Annotated in this window: 20 protein-coding genes and 1 tRNA gene; 13 read left to right on the top strand and 8 right to left on the bottom strand. The window is 60.1% G+C overall.

The window, feature by feature from the left end:
• Positions 1 to 150: 150 nt before the first annotated feature.
• Positions 151 to 1053: an HD domain-containing protein gene (locus L6418_RS06090; protein ID WP_237248583.1), complete on the bottom strand. Its 903-nt coding sequence runs from the start codon at positions 1051 to 1053 to the stop codon at positions 151 to 153.
• A gap of 82 nt (positions 1054 to 1135) precedes the next feature.
• Positions 1136 to 2023 carry a DMT family transporter gene (locus L6418_RS06085; RefSeq protein WP_332875554.1) on the bottom strand — a complete coding sequence of 296 codons (888 nt, stop codon included), beginning with the start codon at positions 2021 to 2023 and terminating at the stop codon, positions 1136 to 1138.
• 51 nt (positions 2024 to 2074) lie between these two features.
• On the opposite strand from L6418_RS06085, the gene dapC reads away from it, so the two are divergent.
• The 9 genes from dapC to hpnE all read left to right on the top strand — a co-directional run bounded on the left by dapC (position 2075) and on the right by hpnE (position 10757).
• Positions 2075 to 3268: a succinyldiaminopimelate transaminase gene (gene dapC / locus L6418_RS06080; RefSeq protein WP_237248582.1), complete on the top strand. Its 1194-nt coding sequence runs from the start codon at positions 2075 to 2077 to the stop codon at positions 3266 to 3268.
• A gap of 8 nt (positions 3269 to 3276) precedes the next feature.
• On the top strand, positions 3277 to 4098 hold the full coding sequence (gene dapD, locus L6418_RS06075; protein ID WP_237248581.1) for a 2,3,4,5-tetrahydropyridine-2,6-dicarboxylate N-succinyltransferase: 822 nt from the start codon (positions 3277 to 3279) through the stop codon (positions 4096 to 4098).
• 79 nt (positions 4099 to 4177) lie between these two features.
• A complete protein-coding gene (locus L6418_RS06070; RefSeq protein ID WP_237248580.1) occupies positions 4178 to 5347 on the top strand; it encodes a PilT/PilU family type 4a pilus ATPase in 1170 nt (389 codons plus the stop codon).
• Positions 5344 to 5691, top strand: coding sequence for an ArsC family reductase (locus L6418_RS06065; protein ID WP_237248579.1), 348 nt, complete (start codon positions 5344 to 5346; stop codon positions 5689 to 5691). The genes L6418_RS06070 and L6418_RS06065 overlap by 4 nt, the downstream gene beginning before the upstream one ends.
• A 5-nt stretch (positions 5692 to 5696) precedes the next feature.
• Positions 5697 to 6824 carry a succinyl-diaminopimelate desuccinylase gene (dapE, locus tag L6418_RS06060; protein ID WP_237248578.1) on the top strand — a complete coding sequence of 376 codons (1128 nt, stop codon included), beginning with the start codon at positions 5697 to 5699 and terminating at the stop codon, positions 6822 to 6824.
• A gap of 24 nt (positions 6825 to 6848) precedes the next feature.
• On the top strand, positions 6849 to 7754 hold the full coding sequence (gene prmB / locus L6418_RS06055) for a 50S ribosomal protein L3 N(5)-glutamine methyltransferase (protein ID WP_237248577.1): 906 nt from the start codon (positions 6849 to 6851) through the stop codon (positions 7752 to 7754).
• Complete coding sequence (gene hpnC / locus L6418_RS06050) at positions 7754 to 8569, top strand: squalene synthase HpnC (protein WP_237248576.1); 816 nt, start codon at positions 7754 to 7756, stop codon at positions 8567 to 8569. The genes prmB and hpnC overlap by 1 nt, the downstream gene beginning before the upstream one ends.
• A gap of 2 nt (positions 8570 to 8571) precedes the next feature.
• The gene (gene hpnD / locus L6418_RS06045) at positions 8572 to 9405 is read left to right on the top strand and encodes a presqualene diphosphate synthase HpnD (RefSeq protein ID WP_237248575.1); all 834 of its coding nucleotides are present in this window, start codon (positions 8572 to 8574) and stop codon (positions 9403 to 9405) included.
• A 71-nt stretch (positions 9406 to 9476) separates the two neighbouring features.
• Complete coding sequence (gene hpnE, locus L6418_RS06040; protein WP_332875555.1) at positions 9477 to 10757, top strand: hydroxysqualene dehydroxylase HpnE; 1281 nt, start codon at positions 9477 to 9479, stop codon at positions 10755 to 10757.
• Between the two features lie 18 nt (positions 10758 to 10775).
• Here hpnE and L6418_RS06035 read toward each other — a convergent pair whose 3' ends face one another.
• Positions 10776 to 11507 (bottom strand): MipA/OmpV family protein, encoded by a 732-nt coding sequence (locus L6418_RS06035; RefSeq protein ID WP_237248574.1) that lies wholly within the window; start codon positions 11505 to 11507, stop codon positions 10776 to 10778.
• 28 nt (positions 11508 to 11535) lie between these two features.
• On the bottom strand, positions 11536 to 12387 hold the full coding sequence (locus L6418_RS06030) for a DUF3025 domain-containing protein (protein ID WP_237248573.1): 852 nt from the start codon (positions 12385 to 12387) through the stop codon (positions 11536 to 11538).
• A gap of 112 nt (positions 12388 to 12499) precedes the next feature.
• On the opposite strand from L6418_RS06030, the gene L6418_RS06025 reads away from it, so the two are divergent.
• The 3 genes from L6418_RS06025 (at position 12500) to L6418_RS06015 (ending at position 14186) form a co-directional block, all read left to right on the top strand.
• Positions 12500 to 12997, top strand: coding sequence for a cyclic nucleotide-binding domain-containing protein (locus tag L6418_RS06025; RefSeq protein ID WP_237248572.1), 498 nt, complete (start codon positions 12500 to 12502; stop codon positions 12995 to 12997).
• Between the two features lie 58 nt (positions 12998 to 13055).
• Positions 13056 to 13319, top strand: a complete 264-nt coding sequence (locus L6418_RS06020) for a DUF1161 domain-containing protein (RefSeq protein ID WP_237248571.1) — start codon at positions 13056 to 13058, stop codon at positions 13317 to 13319.
• A gap of 99 nt (positions 13320 to 13418) precedes the next feature.
• Positions 13419 to 14186 (top strand): ParA family protein, encoded by a 768-nt coding sequence (locus L6418_RS06015; RefSeq protein ID WP_237248570.1) that lies wholly within the window; start codon positions 13419 to 13421, stop codon positions 14184 to 14186.
• A 12-nt stretch (positions 14187 to 14198) separates the two neighbouring features.
• On the opposite strand, the gene L6418_RS06010 is transcribed toward L6418_RS06015, so the two are convergent.
• Genes L6418_RS06010 through rnr form a run of 3 tightly spaced genes read right to left on the bottom strand, consistent with a single transcriptional unit; the run spans position 14199 to position 17466 of the window.
• A complete protein-coding gene (locus L6418_RS06010) occupies positions 14199 to 14411 on the bottom strand; it encodes a hypothetical protein (protein WP_237248569.1) in 213 nt (70 codons plus the stop codon).
• A gap of 18 nt (positions 14412 to 14429) precedes the next feature.
• On the bottom strand, positions 14430 to 15173 hold the full coding sequence (rlmB, locus tag L6418_RS06005) for a 23S rRNA (guanosine(2251)-2'-O)-methyltransferase RlmB (RefSeq protein ID WP_237248568.1): 744 nt from the start codon (positions 15171 to 15173) through the stop codon (positions 14430 to 14432).
• Positions 15166 to 17466 (bottom strand): ribonuclease R, encoded by a 2301-nt coding sequence (gene rnr / locus L6418_RS06000; protein ID WP_237248567.1) that lies wholly within the window; start codon positions 17464 to 17466, stop codon positions 15166 to 15168. Before rnr ends, rlmB begins: the two co-directional genes overlap by 8 nt.
• Positions 17467 to 17512: 46 nt before the next feature.
• Here rnr and L6418_RS05995 point away from each other — a divergent pair.
• Positions 17513 to 17599: transfer RNA gene (locus tag L6418_RS05995), tRNA-Leu, on the top strand.
• Between the two features lie 114 nt (positions 17600 to 17713).
• Here L6418_RS05995 and L6418_RS05990 read toward each other — a convergent pair.
• The gene (locus tag L6418_RS05990; protein WP_237248566.1) at positions 17714 to 19027 is read right to left on the bottom strand and encodes an adenylosuccinate synthase; all 1314 of its coding nucleotides are present in this window, start codon (positions 19025 to 19027) and stop codon (positions 17714 to 17716) included.
• Positions 19028 to 19050 lie beyond the last annotated feature (23 nt).

Below are 19050 nucleotides of genomic sequence, written 5' to 3'. Positions count from 1 at the left end.
AATTAACGTGAACATTATAAACACAAACAATTCAGGCGCGCACAATCGAACCCCATTTGTTTACAATCAGTTACAAACAAGTCGATAAGCGGCATCCGCGGGAGGGGACGAGCGGCATCCATAAAGAGCCGTTAATTCCGGCTTCGGTGATTAAGCAAGCTTGCGTGTTTTTTCGACCACCCCGTTGCGCTTCAACATGGCGAAAAGCTCGGCTTCGTTATGCGCAACGACCTTGGACAGATAGACCATGTTCTTGGCGATGGCTTCCAGATAATAGTTGTTGTCGACACCCATCGTGTCCTTGAAGTGATATTCAAACTTCTTGTAGATTCCCCCTAATGCCCCATCCAGTTTTTCGCGCGTCGTTTCATAAAAACGGCTGGTCTGGCACAGCAGATCGTACATGCTTTGGTAGCTGCCGAAATGCGCTTCCCTGAACTCCAGGAACAGGAAGAGCAGTTTTTCCAGATATATACGGTCTGCCATCTGCCCGGTAATGTCGGCGGTGGCAACGATGCGAGCCAGCATGCGCGCCCTGTCGTCGTTGAAATCGATGCCCGCAAACGGACGATTGTGTTCGGTCCCGAGAATCATGCCGGTGACGGCAACTGCAATGTCCGGCGACAGATTGCGTTCGGCGAAATATCGTCGCATGAATTCGATACCGCGCTGGACATGGGTCTGTGTGTATTGGGCACCCGTGCCGCTCTCCTCGCCCCTCAATTGCGCATAACCGACATCGTGCATCATGATCGCAAGCACCACTAGGGTGATCTCCGCATCGCTCAGGTGATCGCCCGAGACATGCACGCCATGCATCAGCCTTACCCCGCACAGCAAGACTTCCAGCGTATGCGGCAGATCGTGGTACAGCGTCCTGATCGGGCCATATCCCGGATAATCCCCCCGGAACAGCTTCAGCACGTCGTCGAAGACTGACTGAATCAGACTGAAATCGTATGCCGGACTCATGCGCAGGATCAGCGCAGTCGATTTCGCCCAGACGATCTCGGGATCATTATTGTCGAATAACGCATTGACATCGTCAGACATCGGGTTATTTTCCATTCCGGCGCATCCTCGCATTTCGCAATTTCTTCACACAATCACGGCGTTGTCCAACACCGCACACAGTCTAACCCAAGCTTTTGTCCGAATACAATTTGCCCGAAAGCAGACTGGCCGAAACGATGAGGGCGGCACCGAGGCCATCCCGTAATCCCAGCGCTTCGTTCGCGAGGAAATATGAAGACAGTGAAGCAACCACCAGTTCAAACAGGAACAACACCACCGCCCTGTTTGCCGTGAGATGGGTAACGCCATATTGCACGGCAAAACTGGTCGCACAGAGCACCAGCCCCATCACCGCCAGCAACAGCCAGGAATGCCAGGAGATCGATACCAATTGCACAGTGACCTCGCCCTGCCACAACAGGAAAGGCAAGGCCAGGACCGCCGTCCCCAGCCACAGGCTGAAAGACTTTGTTTCCACCGACAGATGGGCTGCGCGGCGCGAAGTGACATTGGAAAGCGCAAAGCCCATGCCTGCCGAGAGCCCCAGCCATTCGGAAAGATTCTGCGGCAGCGGCAACCCCAGTTCTGGCTTCCATAACATGACCATGGCCCCGCACAGCGACAGGCCGAGGATAAGATAGCCATAGCGGTCCAGTCGCTCGCCCAGCATCCAGAAAGAAAACAGGATGGTCCACACCGGCGCAAGGTAGAACAGCAGCAGTACCCGCATCACCTCCCCATGCAGCATTCCCAGTACGTAGCCGAAATTCGCCCAGCCTGCGCTCAATACCAGCAACAAGGCCCACCAGCCGAACGTCGAACGCTCGCGCCATATTCGCGGCAACATGAACGCGCCGCACAGCATGGCCAACAGGTAGGTGATACACGTAGCCATCGCACCGGACATGCCGGCTTCCTGCAGGATACGGTAGGGATACCAGATCAAGCCCCACACCAAGGCTCCGCTCAATACACCGGCAACCGGCATCACATTTTGTTTTGTTGGCACCAGTGCGGCCCTTATAATGCGCGCTGAATTTCAGCACGTTGTGAAACCGTAATGAATCGCGACCTAGACAAGCTTCAACCCTATCCGTTTCAGAAACTGGCCAGCCTGTTTGGCGCAGTCAAACCAAATTCATCATTGAAACCGATCGGCCTGCACATCGGCGAACCCAAACATGCAACGCCGCAATTCATCAAGGATGCCCTGATTAACGGCCTCGATGGACTGGCAAATTATCCCACAACCATCGGCAGCGATGCTTTGCGCACTGCAATCGCCGACTGGCTGGCGAGCCGTTACGGTATTCCCCCCCTCGACGCCAAGACCCAGGTCCTGCCGGTGAACGGCAGTCGCGAAGCATTGTTCGCATTCGCACAGGCGGTCATCGACCGCAGCAGGAACGATCCGGCCGTGGTCTGCCCCAATCCGTTCTACCAGATCTACGAAGGAGCGGCATTCCTGGCTGGCGCGACGCCCTATTTCCTCAACACGCTGCCGGAAGACGATTTCGCGCTGAACTTTGCCCAGTTGCCCGAATCCGTCTGGCAGCGCACGCAGCTCATCTACGTCTGCTCGCCAGGCAACCCGAACGGCCGGGTAATGCCGTTGTCCGAATGGAAAACCTTGTTCGAGATGAGCGACCGCCATGATTTTGTCATCGCCGCGGACGAATGTTATTCCGAAATTTATTTCGGCACCGACAAGCCGCTGGGGGCGCTGCAAGCTGCACAGCAACTGGGCCGCACGGACTACAAGAATCTGGTGGTATTCTCCAGCCTGTCCAAGCGCTCCAACGTCCCGGGCATGCGCTCCGGTTTCGTCGCCGGCGACGCCAGGGTGCTGGAGAAATTCGCGCTGTACCGCACCTATCACGGTTGCGCCATGAACCCGGCGATCCAGGCAGCCACCATCGCGGCCTGGAATGACGAAGCGCATGTCGCCGAGAATCGCCGCCTGTATGCCGAGAAATTTTCCAAGGTCATTGCCCTGCTCGCTCCGGTATTGCCCGTAACCAGGCCCGATGCCGGATTCTACCTGTGGCTGCGCACCCCTGTCGCCGATACCGGCTTCGCGCAACAGCTCCACCGCGACTATAATGTCTCCGTGTTGCCCGGCAGCTATCTTGCCCGCGAAGCGCACGGGATCAACCCCGGCGCGAACTTCATCCGTCTGGCGCTGGTAGCCGGCCTGGACGAGACGCTGGAAGCCGCACGACGTATCGCCGAATTCACCCAAAAACTAAGTTAGGAATAGCCATGCCGCAATTGCAAGCCATCATCGAAGAAGCCTTTGAACGCCGTGCCGAGATCACCCCGCGCAACGTGGATGCGCAGCTGAAAGAAACCATCAACACCGTGATCGAGTATCTCGACCAGGGCAAACTGCGCGTGGCCGAGAAGATCGACGGCCAGTGGGTCACCCACCAGTGGATCAAGAAGGCTGTGCTACTGTCCTTCCGCATCGAGGACAATGCCTTCATCAAGGGCGGCTTCACCAACTACTTCGACAAGGTGCCATCCAAGTTCGCCGACTACAACTCCAAGGAATTCCGCGAAGGCGGCTTCCGCGTGGTGCCTCCGGCTGCCGCACGCCGCGGCGCCTACATCGCCAAGAACGTGGTGCTGATGCCTTCCTACGTCAACATCGGCGGCTATGTAGATGAAGGCACCATGGTCGACACCTGGGCCACCGTCGGCTCCTGCGCACAGATCGGCAAGAACGTGCACCTGTCGGGCGGCGTCGGCATCGGCGGCGTGCTGGAACCGGTGCAGGCCAATCCCACCATCATCGAGGACAACTGCTTCATCGGCGCGCGCTCTGAAGTGGTCGAGGGCGTGATCGTGGAAGAAGGCTCGGTGATCTCGATGGGCGTGTTCATCGGCCAGAGCACCAAGATCCTCGACCGCGAGACCGGCGAGATCATCTATGGCCGCGTACCTGCCGGCTCCGTGGTGGTCAGCGGCAGCATGCCTTCCAAGGACGGCAAGTACAGCCTGTACTGCGCGGTGATCGTGAAGAAGGTGGACGCCAAGACGCTGGGCAAGACCGGCATCAACGAACTGCTGCGAGGCATTTAACCCTTGAACGGGGATTGATGCCCGGACTGCACCGGCTCACTCGATCCCCACGTCTTCATCATTCTGCCAGGAGAACCTCATGATCATTACGCCATTGCTGCAACTGGCTGCCGACAAGCAGGCCTCCGACCTGTTCCTGTCGGTCGGCGCACCGATCAACATCAAGATCGATGGCGTGGTGATGCCGGTGAATGCGCAAATACTCGACGAAGCGACGGTCAGGCGCATCGCCTACGAGATGATGACCGAAGCGCAGATCAACGAGTTCGAACTGCACATGGAGATGAACTTTTCCTTCCGCGTGCCCGGCATCGGCAACTTCCGCGTCAACGTGTTCCGCCAGCGCAGCAGCGTCGCCGTGGTGATCCGCTACGTGCGCGGCGACGTGCTGAACGTCGAGGAACTGAACCTGCCGCTGGTGCTGAAGGAACTGGTCATGGAGAAACGCGGCCTGGTGCTGATGGTCGGCGCCACGGGCTCCGGCAAATCGACCACCCTGGCGGCGATGATCCAGCATCGCAACGAAACGCAGAGCGGCCACATCCTGACCATCGAAGACCCGCTCGAGTACATGTTCCGGCACAGCAAGTCGATCGTGAACCAGCGCGAGGTCGGAACGGATACCACCAGCTATGAGACTGCGCTGGTCAGCGCGATGCGCGAAGCGCCGGACGTGCTGATGGTGGGCGAGATCCGCGACCGCGAGACGCTGAAACATGCGTTGATTTTTGCCCAGACCGGCCACCTGTGCCTGTCCACCCTGCACGCCAACAACAGCTACCACGCGCTCAACCGCATGGTGAACTTCTTCCCCTATGACGCCCGCCCCAGCATCCTGTCCGACCTGTCGCTGTGCTTGCGCGCCGTCATTTCGCAGCGCCTGATCCGCAACTCGAAAGGAAAACTGATGCCGGCGGTGGAGGTTTTGCTGAATTCCTCGCTCATCGCCGACCTGATCAAGAGCGACCAGATCGACCAGATCCGCGATGCCATCGAGCAAAGTGTCTCGCCCGGCTCGCAGACCTTCGAGCAGGCGCTGTACAAGCTCTTCAAGTCAGGCCATATCAGCAAGGAAGAAGCCTTGCGCAACGCCGACTCGGCCAGCAACCTGTCTTCGCTCATCGACTACTCCCAGACCAGCAAGATGAAAGTGTATGACCCGAACGCGAACCAGCCCGGCCATGCTGCCCCTGCCGCCGATTTCGACGCCATCAAGCTCAATATCGAAGTACCGGGTTCGGGAACATGAAGCTGTATGGCATCCCCAACTGCGACACGGTGAAAAAAGCCCGTGTGTGGCTGGATGAACACGACGTGCATTATGAGTTCCACGACTTCAGGAAACACGGGGTTTCCGCGGCCCTGCTCAGCGCCTGGCTCGAACAGGTCGGCTGGCAGAAACTGCTGAAGAAGACCGGTCCGACCTGGGGAAAACTGCCGGACGCGGTCAAGTCCTCGATCAAGGACGATGCCTCTGCCCTGGCTCTGATGCTGGAAAAACCCAACGTCATCAAACGTCCCGTACTGGAGCACAACGGCAAAGTGCTGGCGACCGGATTCAACGTAAACGATTACGAAAACTTCAAACTGTGACCCTCATGAGCAAAACCCTGGAACTCACCAAACAACTCATTTCCCGCCGTTCGCTCACCCCGATGGACGACGGCTGCATCGACATCATCGGTGCGCGCCTGGCCCCGCTCGACTTCAGCCTGGAAAAAATGCGCCACAGCGAAGTGGATAACCTGTGGGCCCGCCGCGGCAACGCATCCCCCGTGGTCTGCTTCGCCGGACACACCGATGTCGTGCCGACCGGCCCGGTGAACAAATGGGACAGCGATCCCTTCACCCCCACGGTACGCGACGGCATGCTGTACGGCCGCGGCGCTGCGGACATGAAGGGCTCGCTGGCCGCCTTCGTCACCGCCATCGAAAAATTCGTCGCCGCACACCCGCAGCATCGCGGCTCCATCGCGCTGCTGCTCACCTCGGATGAGGAAGGCGTCGCTGTCGATGGCACGGTACGGGTGGTGGAAGCCTTGCAGGAACGCGACGAGAAGCTGGATTACTGCATCGTCGGCGAACCGACCTCGGTCAGCAAAATGGGCGATACCATCAAGAACGGCCGGCGCGGCTCGCTCTCCGGCACCCTCACCGTCAAAGGAGTTCAAGGCCACATCGCCTATCCGCACCTGGTGAAGAATCCCATCCACCTGGCCGCCCCGGCCATCGCCGAACTGGCTGCGACCGAATGGGACAAAGGCAACGAATATTTCCCGCCGACCTCCTGGCAGATCTCCAACATCCACGGCGGCACGGGCGCGACCAACGTCGTGCCGGGCACGGTAGAAATCCTGTTCAACTTCCGCCACTCGACCGCCAGCACGGTGGACCAGCTGAAGACCCGCGTGCATGCCATCCTCGACAAGCACAAACTGGAATACGACCTTAAATGGGAGATGTCCGGCAAACCCTACCTCACGCCGCGCGGCGACCTGGTAGAAGCAGTGAGTGCGGCCATCAGGCAGGTGCAAGGCATCGAAACCGAGCTGTCCACTAGCGGCGGCACCTCGGACGGCCGATTCATCGCCGACATCTGCACGCAAGTGCTCGAACTCGGCCCCCTGAATGCGACCATCCACAAACTCAACGAATGCGTGGCTGTGGACGATCTCGATGCGCTGTCCGAGATCTATTACCTGACGTTGTGCAAATTGCTGGCCTGACAAAATCGCCCAAGAGGAAAACGCATGGACATCAACCACTTTTCCGAGGCCAGCGCCTCGCTCACCACGGTACGCGACTGCCTGCGCTTCGCAGTCAGCCGCTTCAACGAGGCAGAGCTTTTCTTCGGTCACGGCAGCGGCAATGCCTACGATGAGGCCGCCTACCTCATCCTGCACACCCTCAATCTACCGCTCGACCGGCTCGACCCGTTCCTCGATGCGAAGCTGACCCAGTCGGAACTGTACGACGTGCTGGATATCATCGAGCGGCGCACCGAGCAGCGCATCCCGGCAGCCTACCTGACCAATCAGGCATGGCTGGGCGATCTGTCGTTCTACGTCGACGAGCGCGTCATCGTGCCGCGATCCTTCATCGCCGAGCTGCTGCGCGAACAGCTCGTGCCCTGGATCGCCGATGCGGAGCGCATCGGCAACGTGCTGGACATGTGCACCGGCAGCGGCTGCCTGGCCATCCTGGCGGCACATGCCTTCCCGAATGCCCACGTCGACGCCGTCGACCTGTCTGCCGATGCCCTGGATGTCGCCCAGTACAACGTCACCGACCATGCGCTGGAAGACCGCATCTCGCTGATCGAATCTGACATGTTCGCCAAATTGCAGGGCAAACGCTACGACCTGATCATCAGCAATCCCCCCTATGTCGATGCGCCCTCGGTCGCCGCACTGCCGCAGGAATATCGTTACGAACCGGAGCTGGCGCTGGGCAGCGGTACGGATGGCCTGGATGCCACCCGTACCATCCTCGCGCATGCCGCAGCCCACCTCGCCGATAACGGTATCCTCGTCGTCGAGATCGGCCATAACCGCGATGCACTCGAAGCCGCTTTCCCCAACCTGCCCTTCACCTGGCTGGATGTCAGCGCCGGGGATGAGTTCGTGTTCCTGCTGCACAAGAATGACCTGGCGTAATGTCTGTCGACCATTACGAGAATTTCCCCGTCGCTTCCATTCTGATGCCCCGCCGGCTGCGCAAGCCGGTGGCCGCGATCTACCATTTTGCCCGCGCGGCGGATGACATCGCCGATGAGGGCGACCTGCCCGACGCAGAACGCTTGCGCCGCCTTGACGAGTTCCGCGCCGAACTGAAGCGCATCGAAACCGATGAAAGCCCCCACACCCCCCTGTTCCGGCGCCTTGCCGCCGAGGTGCAGGCACATGCGCTGCCGATGCCGCCGTTCTATGACCTGCTCGACGCCTTCTCGCAGGACGTGGTGAAAAAGCGCTATGCCGATTTCGCCGAGCTGCAGGACTACTGCCGCCGCTCGGCCAATCCGGTCGGCAACCTGTTGCTGCATCTGTACGAAGAAGCCACACCGGTCGCCCTGGCTTACTCCGATGCCATCTGCAGCGCGCTGCAATTGATCAACTTCTGGCAGGACGTAGCCAGGGACTACGCCATCGGCCGCATCTACCTGCCACAGGAAGATCTGGCGAAATTCGGCGTCGAGGAGGCGCAGATCGCACAGGGTGTCGACGATGAGGCCTGGCGTGCACTGATGGAATTCGAGGTCGACCGTGCGCGGACCCTGATGCTGCAGGGCGCCCCTTTGGGCAGCATGCTCCGCGGACGCATCGGGCTGGAGATGCGCATGATCATCGCGGGCGGCCTGCGCATCCTCGACAAGCTGCAGGCAGCCGACTACGACATGTTCCGCCACCGCCCGGTATTGCGCCCGTTCGACTGGGTTATCATGCTGGCCAAAAGTGCGCCATTGCGATTCTGACCATGACTCCCGACGAATATTGCCAAGACAAGGCAGCTTCCAGCGGCTCCAGCTTCTACAACAGTTTCCGCTTCCTGCCCAGGGACAAGCGCCGCGCCATCACGGCGCTGTATGCCTTCTGCCGCGAAGTGGACGACGTCGTGGACGAGTGCTCCGATGCCGATGTGGCGCGCGCCACGCTCAACTGGTGGCGCAACGAGGTCGCCGCCATCTTTGGCGGCAAGCCCCAGCATCCGGTCGCCCAGGCTTTGGTGCCTGTCGTCAGGCAATTCAACCTGCCGCAGGAACACCTGCTGGAGATCATCGACGGCATGGAGATGGACCTCGACCAGCCGCGCTACGCCGATTTCAAATCGCTGCAACTGTATTGCTACCGCGTCGCCTCGGTCGTTGGCCTGCTGTCGGCCGAGATCTTCGGCTACACCGACCGCGAGACGCTGAAATACGCACACGACCTCGGCATCGCCTTGCAGCTCACCAACATCATCCGCGATGTCGGAGAGGATGCGCGGCGCAACCGCATCTACCTGCCGATGGACGAAATGCAGCGGTTCGGGGTCACTGCGGCAGACATCCTCAACGCGCGCGAGACCGAAGGGTTCGCCAGGCTGATGGCATTCCAGATCGAACGCGCGCAACGCTATTACCAGCAAGCGCTGGAACATCTGCCCGCGGTCGACCGCAAGGCCCAGCGCGCCGGACTCATCATGGCTGCGATCTACCGCGCCACACTGGATCAAGTCGTGGCCAGCGGCTGCCATGTACTGAAAGAACGGGTCTCGCTCACACCGACCTACAAGCTGTGGCTGGCATTCAAGGCATGGCTCGGGAACTGAACAGATCGCCCTCTTCTCCCCCGGCTCCCGCACACGGAAGCGGGAGCAATCGTGAAGATCATGGTTTGACTGTGGGTATCATCGGCGGCGGCTATGCGGGCATGGCTGCCGCAGTCGAACTGGCAGCACGCGGCATTCCCGTCACCGTCTTTGAAAGCGCCAGGCAACTCGGCGGCAGAGCGCGCGGGGTGCTGTATAACCACATCCGGCTCGATAACGGCCAGCACCTGCTGCTCGGCTGCTACCGCGAGACACTGCGTCTGATCGAACTGACAGGCGGCTGCACCCGGCAGGATTTCCTGCGCCTGCCGTTGCAACTGGATCTGCACGGCCATTTCTCGCTCCGGGCTCCCCGCCTGCCTGCCCCGCTCCATCTGCTGGCCGCCCTGCTCAAAGCTGACGGGCTGAGCTGGGACGAACGCATGAAAGCGGCCCGTTTCATGCTCGCATTGCGCCGCATGCGATTCCGCCTGCCCCAAGACATGACGGTCGCGGCACTGCTCGCCCTTCATGCCCAGGACGCCGACTTAACGCTGAAGCTGTGGGAACCGCTGTGCATCGCCGCGCTGAACACCCCCATCCACAAGGCCTCCGCACAGGTGTTATTGAACGTGCTGCGCGACGCACTGAACCGTTCGCGCGCCGACAGCGACATGCTGTTGCCGCGCATCGACTTCACGGCTCTGTTTCCGCAACGGGCGGCAGCCTTTGTCGAGCGGCATGGCGGCAAGGTGCTGCTCTCCAGCGGCGTGACCGGCATCGCACCGAACCACGGCGGCATCGAACTGCACACCGCCGACGGCAGCCAGAACTTCAGCCGCGTCATCTGCGCCGCGCCCCCCGCTATCGCCGCCCGGCTGCTGCGGCCCCTCGCCGCGCTCACCGGCACGGTCGCCCAGATAGACACGCTGGAATACCAGCCGATCTACACCGTGTACCTGCAATATCCGCCGCACATCACCCTCCCGCACCCGATGCTCGGGCTGCATCGGCGATTCAGCCAATGGCTGTTCGACAAGGGGCGCATCGCCGGACAACACGGGCTGCTGGCGGCCGTCATCAGCGCGGAAGGACTGCACCAGGAATTGGAGCAGAAGGAATTGGCGGAGAAGGTCATCACCGAATTGCGCGAAGAGTTCGGTATCACCGAAACGCCGGCATGGTTCCAGGTCATTGCCGAAAAACGCGCCACCTTTTGTTGCGCGCCCGACCTGCAGCGTCCCGCGCAACAAACCGCGCTTCCCAATCTGCTGCTGGCCGGGGACTATACCGCCGGCGACTATCCGGCCACGCTGGAAGGTGCGGTTATCAGCGGCATACGCTGTGCGGAGATGCTGAGCAGGCAAGCCTGAAATGGCAGGATGCACTGCCTACTTGAAGCGGTAGCTCAAGGAAACATACCCGGTATCCATATATCTCTGGCCCACGATCGGACTCTGCTGGATCGCATCGCCCAGCCATTTGCGGCGTATGTAGCAGTTCAGGTGATACTGCTCGCTCAACTTGATGTCGCCGATCAGCCCGAACAGGCCATTGAAAGAACCTGAAGGCGAATACAAAGCATACTGGCTGGCGGCCACTTCCTGGGGCGAAACGCCGTAGTAATAGCGCACATATTCGGCGGACTGGTATTCCGCTCCCAGCAAGGGGTATAGCGTGACCTGCGGCAGGTCGATCTCGCCCGCATAGATCGCCTCCAGCCATTCGCCATTCGATTTGCGCACATCGTGGAACGCATTGATCATGAACCCGCCCAGCGGCGTCACCTGTAACGTCCCGATCCCCAATGGCAGGGAAGTTTCGCGATTGCCCAGGCCTTTCAGGGCAGGCGTGTCGGTGCTGAAGCCATCCATGCTGACCCGGCCCACCAGTTCCAGGTGGCCATATCCCAGAGGCAGGGTCTTGATACCGAATGTGTCTACCCGCGCAAATATCCTGCCATACTCGAAATCGGCATAAGGCAGCACGCTGACCTCATCGCGCTTGCTGCGAATGTAGCTATGGATATAGTAGCTGCCCAGGCCGATGTCGCCTTCCAGGGTCTGCGGAAAGTCTTCGGCCTCCGCCACGGCTGTGCAGATCAGCAAGGCGCCGCCCAACATTGCGCGCAAACGCCCCCAACGATTTTTTTTAGCTTGCCGAACGTCCATGCCTGCCTGCCCTGAAGTAATCCTTGTTGTCGTAATACGCGGCACATTCGTTTTCCGCTGCCCAGCCCGGTATGCCAAGCAAGGGCACAGGCGTCAGCTCTCGCGTGCTGGCGAGATGCCGGCGGTCGGACAGATAGGTGGATAATTTTCCATCCAGATGTTCCAGTTGCCGTTCCGGCGTCCAGTTGAAGAATTCCTGTTCCGTCGCCAGCAGCAGCCCCTGGCCGGTCATGCCGACATAGGGGTGCAGCGCTTTCTCGTACAAACCATGGCCGAACAGGTAGAACCCCATGGCGGACCGCACTTGCGCACGCCGCACCCAGAACAGCTCCTTCCACTGGAAATCCCGCAGCAATCGAGCCAAGCCGTCATCGGCATAAACCACGATGACGCCGGATTCGTCCAGCAAGGTGCTGGTATCGCGCGTACTGCCGCGACTGCCAGACATGCCTGTGTCACTGCTTTTCGAACCGTCTGTCAGCGCATGATAGTGGCGCGCATTGATTGCCGCCTTGGCTTTGGGAAAGGCCATCCACACCAGCGCATTGAAAAAGTCATGCCAATTGTCCGCCCGCGTCGGCACCTCGCCCCTCAGGTAGCAACGCGGTTCGTATTGCGATTCGAAAGGCAGTTTACCGTATTCCTGCGCCACGAATCGCACAGGCTGCCCGCTCTGCACGGTCACGGCAGGAGTGCGCCATTCAAGCAGCGCATTGCACTCCTGCAGGGTTGGAAATGCATCGCCTCCAAGGCGGGAGATAAAAGGATGCAGCAGGGCAAAATACGGCATGTCCAGCAAGGCATCTTTGTGCCATTCGGGGTTCGGGCTCATGACGGCAAGTTTAGCCTAATTGCGCGGCGCAACACATCCGGCGTGGCTTGTGGTAAGTTTCGCAATGTTTGTCGAATTGAGTCATTTAGTTTCACCCGCCGGGGAGGGGAAAATGAACGAATTAGATGCCATCCAGGCCAGTCTGGCGAGTTTTACCAAGCGCCTGGACGAGGTTTCCACTGACCGCTTCCACGAATTGCGCAAGTGTTCGTTCTTCGATCCCATCCCCAGCGAATGGCTGAAGCCGATTTCGGAACAGGCGGAAATACGAACCTTCGCTGCCGGAGACTGCCTGACTTCGGAAGGCGACGACATGAATGTCTTTTACGTCGTGCTTTACGGCACGGCGACTGTCTACTTCAGCAGAAAAGTGGTCGGCACGATACGCAGCGGCGAATGCATCGGCGAGGGCATGTTCTTCGCCAACGAGACCATCTCGCGTTCGGCAACCGTGATCGCCGACGGACAAGTGATCGCAGCCGAGATCAAGCATGCCGGCATTGACCGCCTGCGCGGCGAAGCCAAAGCTTATATGGATAAAGCGTTGCTGCTCGCCCTGTTCAAGAAACTGCAGGGAGCGAACCGCAAGATCGAGGAGCTGCTGCGCTGACCTGGCTGTTGCCTCCGGATGATCGTTTCCGTTTTTTCTTTCGAAAGGAGCCTTGTATATGCTTAAGCCGCTATTGCTAGCCTGCCTGTTCTGCTTCTCGGTTCCTGCCATCGCCTCATGCGAAGACGTCAAGTCGCAGATCGACGCCAAATTGCAAGCCAAAGGTGTCAAGTCCTATACGCTGGATATCGTTCCCGCCAACCAGGCCGCGGCCCCGGCAGGGGCATCCGGCGTGGCGGCTGCCCCTGCCAAGGAGGCTGCCGGCAAGGTGGTCGGCACCTGCGAGGGCGATACCAGGCAGATCGTGTACAAGCGCAACTGACAGGCCACCGGGCACCCGTTTCCGGGAAAGGCAGACCTTCTCCCGCCCGGCGGCGTATTCCGCATGCTGCGGCCCGATTTCGGCTAGAATCGGGGACGTATGAGTATCATTGCTGTCTTCAATCAGAAAGGCGGGGTCGGCAAAACCACCACCGCCGTCAGCCTCGCTGCCGCATTGTCCCGCATCGGCCGTGCGACATACGGCATTGACCTCGACCCCCAGGCCCAGCTCAGTTCCATTGCCAATGTCACGGCAAAGTCCGGAGCGGACACCGTCTTGAGCATGTTCCAGAACAATCGTCCCCTGACACAGCTGGTGCAGGAATCGCCCAGCAAGATCAAGGTGATCCCCGCCCATACCGAACTGTCCAAGGTAGACGCGCTGTATGGCAAGGGTTTCAATGTGGTGAACAAGCTCAACAACGCGCTGCAGGCCGAACGCTTCGGCGGCAAGGACAATCCGGTGGTGATCGACTGCAACCCCATGGTCGGCGTGCTATCGCTGAACGCGATCTTTGCTTGCAGCGGACTGATCGTGCCGATCTCGGCCGACCATCTTTCCACCAAAGGCGCACTCCAGATCGAAAAAACCCTGAACGCCCTTGAGCAGGTCCTCAAGCGGCGGGTCAACCGTCGCTATCTGCTCACCCGTTTCGATGGCAGGCGGCGCATGGCATGGGATGTGTTGAAACTGGTTGAGGAGCACTTCGGTGCCGATGTCTGCCGTACCCGTATCGCGGAGAACGTCAGTCTGGCGGAAAGCCCGGCAATGAACAAGACAGTGTTCGAGCACGCACCCGACAGCCGGGGCGCACACGATTACGATGACCTGTTGAAAGAATTGCTGACCGACGGCTTTATCGATTGAAGTCGGCCTGGATCATTTGGATATCAGGGACAGGATGTCCTCGACCGACATGACTTGCTGGTTCTTGCCTTCCCCGGCATCCTTGGCATTACAGCTGACTATCTGGCAATAGCGGTACATCTGCCTCAGTTTGCGTTCGGCTTCGGCCTCGTCATTGCCCGCAATGACGATACTCTCCACCTTTTGGCCGTCGCGCGTCAGAATCGAGAAATCGAACTTCTGCATCACCATCCCCCTATCGCATCACTGTTTGACTATCCTCTGCCTTCTTGCCTCATACAAACACACCCCGGTACTCACCGACACGTTCAGGCTTTCCACGCTGCCATGCATCGGAATACGCACCAGCTGATCACAAGTCTCCCGGGTCAGGCGGCGCAGACCTTCGCCCTCTGCCCCCAGCACCCAGGCCGCAGCGCCCGAATGCCGCACATCATACAGATTTGTCTCCGCTTCGCCATCCATGCCGATGACCCAGATATCGCGCTCCTGCAGTTCGCGCAAGGTACGCGCCAGATTGGTGACCGTGATATAGGGCACCGTCTGTGCGGCCCCGCAAGCCACCTTCTCCACCGTGGCATTGATGCCTACGGCACGATCCTTGGGCGCGATCACGGCATGCACGCCGAAAGCATCGGCACTGCGCAGGCAGGCGCCCAGGTTGTGCGGATCCTGCACCCCATCCAGCACCAGCAACAGGGCCGGTTCGGTCAGCGTATCCAGCACATCGTCCAGGTGCTGCACTTTCTGCGCCGCATTCACCCGCGCCGCGACGCCCTGATGGCGCGGACTGCCGGCCATGCCGTCGAGGCGCTTGCCGTCCACCTGGATGATGCGCACGCCATTGGCCTCGGCCAGTTTGAGCAGGTCGCGCGCGCGCGGATCCTTGCGCTGCGGATCGACATACACTTCCAGCACACTGTCTGCGTTCTGGCGGATACGCGCGGTGACGGCATGGAAACCGTGAATGATGCGCGACTCAGCCATGATGCTTGCCTGCCTTTCCGGTGCTCTTTCCGGCTTTCTCCGATTTATGCGCCTTCTTCGGCGGCGGCGCCGCTCCCCAGGCGCCGACATCGATAGGACCGGCACCTTCAACCACCACCTTTGCGGTCTCGCCTTCCAGCACGAAATCGATCTTGGTGCTTTCCATATCCACGCGCACCACCTTCACGCGCACGCGGTCGCCAAGGCGGTAACGCTTGCCGGTGCGCTCTCCCAGCATCATGTGCTTGGCCGGATCGAAGTGGAAATAGTCGGCCCCCAGTTCGGATACATGCACCAGGCCTTCGACATACAGATCGTCCAGCGCCACGAACAGGCCGAAACCGGTGACCGAGGAAATGGTGCCCTCGAACACGCTGCCCAGATGGTCGCGCATGTAGAAACACTTGAGCCAGGCTTCCACGTCGCGCGTGGCGTCGTCGGCACGGCGCTCGGTCATCGAGCAGTGCACGCCCAGTTCCGCCCACTTGAGTTGCGGCTTGTATTGCTTGCCTTGCAGCACCGCCTTGATGGCGCGGTGCACCAGCAGGTCCGGATAACGCCGTATCGGGGAGGTGAAGTGGGTATAGGCCTCGTAGCCAAGGCCGAAATGGCCGGCATTCTCCGGCGCATACACGGCCTGACGCAGCGAGCGCAGCATCACGGTCTGCAGCAGCCCGGCATCGGGTCGGGATTTGATCTGCTTGAGCAGCTTGGAATAGTCGGCTGCCTGCGGGTCGTCTCCGCCGCCCAGTTGCAGGCCGAACTCCTTGAGGAATTCGCGCACCGCCTCCAGCTTCTCCGGCGTCGGCCCCTCATGGATGCGGTACAGCACCGGATGGTTATGCTCTTTCAGGAACGCCGCCGCACAGACGTTGGCCGCCAGCATGCACTCTTCGATCAGTTTGTGCGCATCGTTGCGGATCACCGGCACGATCTTCTCGATCTTGCCCTGGTCGTTGAATATCATCTGCGTCTCGACCGTTTCGAAATCGATGGCTCCGCGCTTCTCGCGTGCCTGCAGCAAGGTCTGGAACAGCTTGTACAGGTTGTTGATGTGCGGCAGCACTTCCGCATATTTCTGTGCATTCTCGCCCTGTGGATTGGCCAGCATGTCGGCGACCTGGGTATAGGTCAGGCGCGCATGCGAGAACATCACGGACGGGTAGAAGCGATGCTGCAGGATATCGCCGGAAGCAGAGATCTGCATGTCGCACACCATGCACAGGCGCTCGACATTGGGATTCAGCGAGCACAAGCCATTGGAAAGTTCCTCCGGCAGCATCGGGATGACGCGGCGCGGGAAATACACCGAGTTGCCGCGGTTGATCGCTTCCTTGTCCAGCGCATCGCCGGACTGCACATAGGAGCTGACGTCGGCAATCGCCACCACCAGGCGGAAACCCTTGCCGTTCGGTTCACAATACACCGCATCGTCGAAATCCCGTGCCGTTTCGCCGTCGATGGTCACCAGCGGCAGCTTGACCACACTCTCGCGTCCGGCGTAATCGGACGGCTTCACTTCTGGCGAGAAGGCTTCGGCCTGCTTTTTCGCCTCGTGCGGAAATTCGTTGGGCAGATCGTGCTTGCGCAAGGCGATCTCGATCTCCATGCCGGGATCGGCATAGTTGCCCAGCACCTCGACGATACGGCCGATCGGCTGCGCATGCTTGGAAGGCTGCTGCAATATCTCGAGGATCACCACCTGCCCTGTTTTGGCCCCGCCGGACGCCCCGGGCGCGACCAGAATGTCCTGGCTGATGCGCCGGTTCTCGGCCACCACAAACTGGATGCCATGTTCTTCATACAGGCGGCCAACCACGCGGGTATTGGCGCATTCCAGCACCTCGACGATACTGGCCTCGCGGCGGCCGCGTCTGTCTTCGCCGCCTACCCTTGCCATCACCGTATCGCCATGCAGCGCCTTGTGCATCTCCTTGGCGCTCAGCACCAGGTCCGGGCTGCCGTCGTCCGGGATCAGGAAGCCGAAACCGTCGGGATGGCCCTGCACCTTGCCCTTGATCAGGTCGAGCTTGTCCACCACGCAGATGGCACGCTTGCGGTTGCGCATGATCTGGCCGTCGCGCTCCATCGCGCGCAGGCGGCGCAGGAACAGCTCCTCCTCGTGGTGCTCTATCTGCAGCAGGCTGCACAGCTCGTCCTGCTCGATCGGCACCCCTTTTTCGGCCAGCACCTGCAGGATATATTCCCGGCTGGGGAGCGGATGTTCGTACTGTTCGCGTTCCCGTTCCAGAAACGGGTCGAGTTCGCGGATATTTTTTTTCTTTTTCGTCATTGACACAAATTCCTATAGCAATTAAAGTGCGCACCCTCGAAGCAATGCCCAGGTGGCGGAATTGGTAGACGCACTAGGTTCAGGTCCTAGCGGTGGCAACACTGTGGAAGTTCGAGTCTTCTCCTGGGCACCAAGATACACAATGGCTCGCGCAAGCGGGCCATTTTCTTTGGCATCTACCCCTTTTAAACAAAAACACGCATCGGTGTAACGATGCGTGTCCGTTCTTTGCGTCAGTATCACCAGATCAGGCCTTGAACGGGTGACGCAACACAATGGTTTCGTCGCGATCCGGGCCGGTCGACACCATATCCACCGGCACTTCGCATATTTCGGCGATGCGCTGCAGGTAGTTGCGCGCTTCCAGCGGCAGCTCCTCATAACGCTTCACACCCACCGTACTGCCGCTCCAGCCCGGCATATCCTCGTATACGGGCTCGCAACCGACCAGCGATTCGGCGCCGACCGGCAGGATATCGCTGAATTGGCCGTCGATCTTGTAGCCCACGCCGATCCGTACCTTCTCCATGCCGTCCATCACGTCCAGCTTGGTCACGCACAGGCCGGACACGCCGTTGATCTGGATGGAACGCTTGAGTGCAGCGGCATCGAACCAGCCGCAGCGGCGCGCGCGGCCGGTGGTCGCGCCGAATTCGTGCCCTTTTTCCGCCAGCATCTTGCCGATCGGGTCCTGCTTGTCCACCGCATCGTACAGTTCAGTCGGGAACGGGCCGGAACCGACGCGCGTGGTATAAGCCTTGGTGATCCCGAGCACGTAATGCAGCATCTGCGGGCCGATGCCGGCACCGCTGCAGGCCGCGCCGGAGATGCAGTTGCTGGATGTCACGAACGGATAGGTACCGTGATCGATGTCCAGCAACGTCCCTTGGGCCCCCTCGAACAGCAGGTTCTGCCCTGCCTTGTTGGCTTCGTACAGCGCCCGCGGCACATCCAGCACCAGCGGTTCGATGCGCTCAGCCAGCGCCAGCGCCTCATCCATGGTTTTCTGGAAATCCACGGTTTCCGCATGGAAATAGTTCTTCAGCACGAAGTTGTGGTAATCCAGCACCTCGCCCAGCTTGGCCGCGAAGCGCTTGCGGTGGAACAGGTCCTGCAGGCGGATGGCGCGACGCGCCACCTTGTCTTCGTAGGCCGGGCCGATGCCGCGCCCGGTGGTGCCGATCTTGCCCGCCCCCTTGGCAACCTCGCGCGCCTTGTCCAGCGCTTCGTGGTACGGCAGGATCAGCGGACAGGCTTCCGATACGCGCAAGCGTTCATATACCTGCACGCCGGCAGCGGCCAGCTTGTCCATCTCCTTGAGCAAGGCGGAGGGAGACAGCACCACGCCATTGCCGATGTAGCACATGACTCCGCTACGGAGAATGCCGGAGGGGATCAGGTGCAATACGGTTTTCTCGCCGTTGATGACCAGCGTATGGCCCGCATTGTGCCCGCCCTGGAAGCGCACCACGCCTTGCGCATGGTCGGTCAGCCAGTCGACCACCTTGCCCTTGCCTTCATCGCCCCACTGGGTACCAATCACTACAACGTTCCTGGACATAACTCTTTCCTGTTCCAAACAGT

It is taken from the genome of Sideroxyarcus emersonii, from assembly GCF_021654335.1.
Lineage (GTDB): Bacteria > Pseudomonadota > Gammaproteobacteria > Burkholderiales > Gallionellaceae > Sideroxyarcus > Sideroxyarcus emersonii.
This window is presented reverse-complemented; position numbering and strand designations above follow the sequence as displayed.

Excerpts from the sequence above, each read along its gene's own strand:
- L6418_RS06030 (WP_237248573.1), bottom strand. The coding sequence starts at position 12,387 with ATGAGCCCGAACCCCGAATGGCACAAAGATGCCTTGCTGGACATGCCG.
- dapD (WP_237248581.1), top strand. The coding sequence starts at position 3,277 with ATGCCGCAATTGCAAGCCATCATCGAAGAAGCCTTTGAACGCCGTGCC.
- rlmB (WP_237248568.1), bottom strand. The coding sequence starts at position 15,173 with ATGGCTGAGTCGCGCATCATTCACGGTTTCCATGCCGTCACCGCGCGT.
- L6418_RS06010 (WP_237248569.1), bottom strand. The coding sequence starts at position 14,411 with ATGCAGAAGTTCGATTTCTCGATTCTGACGCGCGACGGCCAAAAGGTG.
- L6418_RS06070 (WP_237248580.1), top strand. The coding sequence starts at position 4,178 with ATGATCATTACGCCATTGCTGCAACTGGCTGCCGACAAGCAGGCCTCC.
- L6418_RS06090 (WP_237248583.1), bottom strand. The coding sequence starts at position 1,053 with ATGTCTGACGATGTCAATGCGTTATTCGACAATAATGATCCCGAGATC.
- hpnD (WP_237248575.1), top strand. The coding sequence starts at position 8,572 with ATGACTCCCGACGAATATTGCCAAGACAAGGCAGCTTCCAGCGGCTCC.
- L6418_RS05990 (WP_237248566.1), bottom strand. The coding sequence starts at position 19,027 with ATGTCCAGGAACGTTGTAGTGATTGGTACCCAGTGGGGCGATGAAGGC.
- prmB (WP_237248577.1), top strand. The coding sequence starts at position 6,849 with ATGGACATCAACCACTTTTCCGAGGCCAGCGCCTCGCTCACCACGGTA.
- L6418_RS06015 (WP_237248570.1), top strand. The coding sequence starts at position 13,419 with ATGAGTATCATTGCTGTCTTCAATCAGAAAGGCGGGGTCGGCAAAACC.
- L6418_RS06025 (WP_237248572.1), top strand. The coding sequence starts at position 12,500 with ATGAACGAATTAGATGCCATCCAGGCCAGTCTGGCGAGTTTTACCAAG.
- dapE (WP_237248578.1), top strand. The coding sequence starts at position 5,697 with ATGAGCAAAACCCTGGAACTCACCAAACAACTCATTTCCCGCCGTTCG.
- L6418_RS06020 (WP_237248571.1), top strand. The coding sequence starts at position 13,056 with ATGCTTAAGCCGCTATTGCTAGCCTGCCTGTTCTGCTTCTCGGTTCCT.
- rnr (WP_237248567.1), bottom strand. The coding sequence starts at position 17,466 with ATGACGAAAAAGAAAAAAAATATCCGCGAACTCGACCCGTTTCTGGAA.
- hpnC (WP_237248576.1), top strand. The coding sequence starts at position 7,754 with ATGTCTGTCGACCATTACGAGAATTTCCCCGTCGCTTCCATTCTGATG.
- L6418_RS06035 (WP_237248574.1), bottom strand. The coding sequence starts at position 11,507 with ATGTTGGGCGGCGCCTTGCTGATCTGCACAGCCGTGGCGGAGGCCGAA.
- L6418_RS06065 (WP_237248579.1), top strand. The coding sequence starts at position 5,344 with ATGAAGCTGTATGGCATCCCCAACTGCGACACGGTGAAAAAAGCCCGT.
- dapC (WP_237248582.1), top strand. The coding sequence starts at position 2,075 with ATGAATCGCGACCTAGACAAGCTTCAACCCTATCCGTTTCAGAAACTG.